Genomic DNA, 4,530 nt, shown 5'->3' with positions numbered 1-4,530 from the left:
TCTGGCGGTGCAGGCCCTGCTCGGCGCCGGCATGCCGCAAAGCAGCGCGCAGAGCTGCGCCTATGCCCTGGTGCAGGCCGAATGCGAAGGCCTGCCATCGCATGGCCTGTCGCGCTTGCCGTTCTACCTTGAACAGATGGCCACTGGCAAAGTCGACGCCAAGGCCGTGCCAGATATGTCGGTCGAAGGCGCGGTGGTGCGGGTTGACGCTGGCTTCGGCCTGGCCTTCGCGGCCATCGATGCCGGGCTCGGCCCGGCGATGGCCACGGCACGGCGGCTGGGTATCGCGGCATTGGCCATCAGCCGCTCGCACCATTTCGGTGTGGCCGGGCAACCGGTAGAACGGGCCGCGCGCGAAGGCTTGCTGGCCCTCGCCCTGAGCAATGCGCCAGCGGCAATGGCGCCTTGGGGCGGGCGCACACCGTTGTTCGGCACCAATCCCATCGCCTTCGCCTCGCCCCGCCTGGACGACGCACCTGTTGTCATCGACCTGTCGCTGTCGAAAGTTGCCCGCGGCAAGGTGATGCTGGCCAGGCAGGCCGGCACGTCGATCCCGGCCGGTTGGGCCATCGACCAGACCGGGAACGACACTACCGACCCGGCGGCTGCGCTGGCCGGCAGCATGCTGCCCATGGGCGATGCCAAGGGTGCTGCGCTGGCCTTGATGGTCGAGTTGCTGACGGCTGGCCTGACAGGCAGTCATTTCGGTTTTCAGGCCAGCTCGTTTTTCGATGCCCAAGGCGACGCGCCGGGGGTGGCTCACCTGTTGTTGCTGATCGACCCGCAACGGTTCGGGGTGGGCTACCTGAGCCATGTCGAAGCGTTGTTCGCGGCCATGCTGGAGCAGCCTGGCGTGCGTTTGCCAGGGCAGCGGAGGATGCGCGAGCGGCAGGCCAACAGTGACTTCATCGAAGTGCCGCAGGCGTTGCTGGATACGTTGCAAATGTGCGCCTGAGCTCACCAGCCTGGGGTGCATTGCGCCCCATTCACGCGACAAGCCCGCGCCTGCAACGACCGCACAGGGACGGGCTCATGCTGCCTGTCAGACGTCCGGCAACAACACCAGCTTGCTCGACGCCGTGCGCTGCGCATGCAGGTCGCCGAAGGCCTGCGCGCCCTCGCTCATGCGCCGCGTCTCGACCCAGCCCAGATCACCGAAGGCCCCGTCTTCCAGCGCCTGTACCGTGGCATGCATGTCGGCCATGCTGTAGGTGTAGGTACCCAGCAGCGACACCTCGGCCAGCGTCAGCTTGCGCATGTCGATTTCGCTGGCCCAGTCCTGCAAGCCAATGTGCATGATCACACCGCCCGGCTTTATCGCCTGCAGCGCGGCGTGACGGGTGGCTTTGGCCCCCACCGCATCGATCACGTAGTCGAACGCGTCGACCGGGGTATCCGCTTGCAGCGGGTTGAACACCTCGCAGCCTGCACGCTCGCGGGCAGACTCGCGGCGCAGTGGGTTTACCTCGGCCATGCTCACCCGTCGGCAGCCATAGCTGCGCAACAGCAGGGCAGCCAGCAGCCCCACCGCACCGCCACCGATGACCAGGGTACGCAGCTCGGGCAGTGGCCGCGCCAGCACACGCAATGACAGGTTGATGGCATGCAGGGCAGTGGCCGCAGGCTCGGTGATTGCCGCCTGCACCATCGACAGGCTGTCGGGAATGGGGATCACCGACGCCGCCGGGATCGCCAGGAATTCGGCGAAGGCACCCGGCCGGCTCATGCCGATCATGCTGCGGTTGGCGCACAGGTTGTCGCGCCCGGCACGGCAATATTCGCAGTTGCCGCAGGTAATCAGCGGGTTCGCGGTAACCCGCTGGCCCTCCTGCAGCCGCGGGCTGGCACTTGCCACTACCACGCCTGCCAGTTCGTGGCCCAGCACCAGCCCCGGCTGGCGCCGCGGGTCGTGGCCGTGGAAGGCGTGCAGGTCCGAACCGCAGATACCGGCAGCGGCCACTTTGATGATTACCTCCCCGGCCTGCAGCGTCGGGTAGGGCCGCTCCTGCAACTGCATTTGCATCGGTTGGGTGTAGACAAGCGCTTTCATGGCTGCTCCTTGTTGTTGGGGTCCTGCATCGCTTCAGCGTGCCGGGGCAGGCTGGTAACCCGGCTCGGTCATGCCCTGCGACTGGTGCCGGCCAATCCAGCGGGCGCACCAGGCACTGAGCAAGCCGATGCCAAGCACGTAACTGCACAGCAACCAGGGATCGCCGGCGTTCATGCCCGTCAGCAATGCAGCGATGATGGGTGTCATGCCCCCCGCGAAAACCCCGGCCACCTGGTACACGAACGAAATGCCGGTGTAACGCACCGAGGCGTCAAAGCACTCCGAAAACAACGACGACATGGTGCCGAACACGGCCGCATGGAAGATCCCGAAGGGGATGATGATCGCCAGCCACACCAGCGCCAGTTGCCCGGAAAAGCTGTGCATCACCCAGAACGCCGGGAACACCGACAAGGCCGACAGCAAGGCCCCGGCACCATACACCCGCGCCTTGCCAACACGGTCCGCCACATGGCCCCACAGTGGAATGAAACAACTCATCAGCAAGGCGCTCAGCATGATCCCCACCAAGGCACTGGTGCGCGGCAGGTTCAGCGATTGCGTCAGGTAGTTCAGCGAATAGACCCCGAACACATTGAAGAACACCCCATCGATCATTCGCGCGCCCATGCAGGCGAAAATCATCCGCGGGTAACGCCGCAACATGATCAGGATCGGCAGCGCCTGCCGGGCCGGGGCATCAGCCTGCGGGCGGGTTTGCTTGAAGTCCTGGGTTTCACTGACGTGGGTGCGAATGTAGCTGCCCAGTAGCACGAACACGCCACTGAGCAGGAATGCGCAACGCCAGCCCCAGCTCATGAACTGCTCATCGCTGAGCAACCAGGACAGCAGGCCGATCACCCCCGATGCAATGACCAGGCCCAGCGACATGCCGATCTGCGGCAGGCTGGCGTAGAACCCGCGGCGCGCCGGCGGCGCCGACTCGTAGGTCATCAGCACCGAACCACCCCACTCCCCGCCCAGGCCGATGCCCTGCAGGATGCGGCACACCAGCAGCAGGATGGGCGCCAGCACGCCGACCTGATCGTAGGTCGGGATCAGGCCGATAACGACCGTGGCACCGCCCATCAACGCCAGGGTGATGATGAGCATTTTCTTGCGGCCCAAGGTGTCACCAAAATGGCCGAAGACAATGCCGCCGACCGGCCGCGCGATAAACCCCACGGCGAACACGCCATAGGACAACAGTACCGAGATCAATGGGTCGTCGGCGGGAAAGTACAGCTTGTTCAGTACCAGGCCGGCAACGACCCCATACAGGAAGAAGTCATACCATTCGATCACCGAGCCAAGCACGCTCGAGATCGTGGCACGACGCAGGTTGGATGAGGCAGGCGCAGTGGAAGTCATTGTTGCTATCTCCACGGTCGAACCGGTTGTGGCCGCCTGCTGGGCGGCCTGGTTAATTGGCGGTGTAGCCACCATCGACCATCAACGTCTGGCCGGTGACGTAGCTGCTGGCATTGCTGGCAAAGAACAGCGTGGCACCCACCAGGTCCTCGAGGTTGCCGTTGCGCCCGATGCATGTGCGTTCGGCATGGCGCTGGGCCAATGCCTGGTCGGCGAACACCTGAGCCGTCAAGGCGGTAGGAAAGAACCCCGGGCCGATGGCATTGCAGGTGATGCCGTGACGCGACCAACGTTGGGCGATAGCGCGGGTAAGCTGGACGATACCGCCTTTACCGGCGCCGTATGGCGCACTGTCGGCGAAGGCGCGGCTGGACTGCAGCGACGCAATGTTGATGATGCGCCCCCAACCGCTGTCGGCCATGCCTGGGGCCAGAGCCTGTGCCAGGAAGAACGGCGCTTTCAGGTGCAGGGCCAACTGCTCATCCCAGGTCTGCGGGCTTACCTGCTCGAAGGGTTCACGGCGATTGACGCCAGCGGCATTGACCAGGATGTCCACCGTGCCGAGTGACCGCGCCGCCGCTTGCAGGTCATCCACGCAGGTCAGGTCGCAGCATCGGTAACTGGCTTGGATATCGGCCTGTTGCAAGTGCGCAACCTGCTGCTGCAAGGCTGCTTCGCTACGCGCCATCAACACCACACGGGCGCCCGCAGACCCCAGTGCCTGGGCCATCAGCGCGCCGATGCCGCTACCGCCCCCGGTCACCAGCGCGGTGCGGCCTTGCAGGTCAAACAGTACTGCCGGGTTCATGCATCACTCCTGTCGCCCGGGCCAGCGCCCGAGCGGGTATGGGTAGATGAGCAGGGACGATTGCTTCAGCGGGTAACCGGCTCACCGCAATCGAAGCCTTCGCCCGGGAAGTACTTGGCCAGGCGGTCATCGGCCGTGCGCGCATGGGCCTCCATGCCCTCCAGGCGCGAGATGCGCGCCGTCACCTGGCCGATCTGGCGCACTGCACTGCGGGGCATGCGTTGCCAGGTCAAGGTCTTGAGGAACTTGTGCACCGACAATCCTCCCGAGTAACGGGCTGCACCTTTGGTCGGCAGCACAT

The 4,530-nt window shown here is 65.1% G+C and carries 5 protein-coding genes; 1 reads left to right on the top strand and 4 read right to left on the bottom strand.

The features are described 5' to 3' along the window. Positions 1-955 (top strand): Ldh family oxidoreductase (locus tag HP546_RS26360; protein WP_218584615.1); only part of this gene is annotated, 955 nt, incomplete at its 5' end. Positions 956-1,042: 87 nt separating this feature from the next. On the opposite strand, the gene HP546_RS26355 is transcribed toward HP546_RS26360, so the two are convergent. From HP546_RS26355 to HP546_RS26340, 4 genes are all read right to left on the bottom strand, one after another. Then, the gene (locus HP546_RS26355; RefSeq protein ID WP_172231611.1) at positions 1,043-2,050 is read right to left on the bottom strand and encodes an alcohol dehydrogenase catalytic domain-containing protein; all 1,008 of its coding nucleotides are present in this window, start codon (positions 2,048-2,050) and stop codon (positions 1,043-1,045) included. Positions 2,051-2,083: 33 nt separating this feature from the next. Continuing rightward, complete coding sequence (locus HP546_RS26350) at positions 2,084-3,421, bottom strand: MFS transporter (protein ID WP_172231608.1); 1,338 nt, start codon at positions 3,419-3,421, stop codon at positions 2,084-2,086. A gap of 52 nt (positions 3,422-3,473) precedes the next feature. Next, positions 3,474-4,229 (bottom strand): SDR family NAD(P)-dependent oxidoreductase, encoded by a 756-nt coding sequence (locus HP546_RS26345; RefSeq protein WP_172231605.1) that lies wholly within the window; start codon positions 4,227-4,229, stop codon positions 3,474-3,476. Positions 4,230-4,294: 65 nt separating this feature from the next. Then, the coding region (locus tag HP546_RS26340) for a histidinol dehydrogenase (RefSeq protein ID WP_172231602.1) at positions 4,295-4,530 on the bottom strand (236 nt) is incomplete at its 5' end.

Source organism: Pseudomonas sp. CM25, assembly GCF_013179705.1.
Lineage (GTDB): Bacteria > Pseudomonadota > Gammaproteobacteria > Pseudomonadales > Pseudomonadaceae > Aquipseudomonas.
This window is presented reverse-complemented; position numbering and strand designations above follow the sequence as displayed.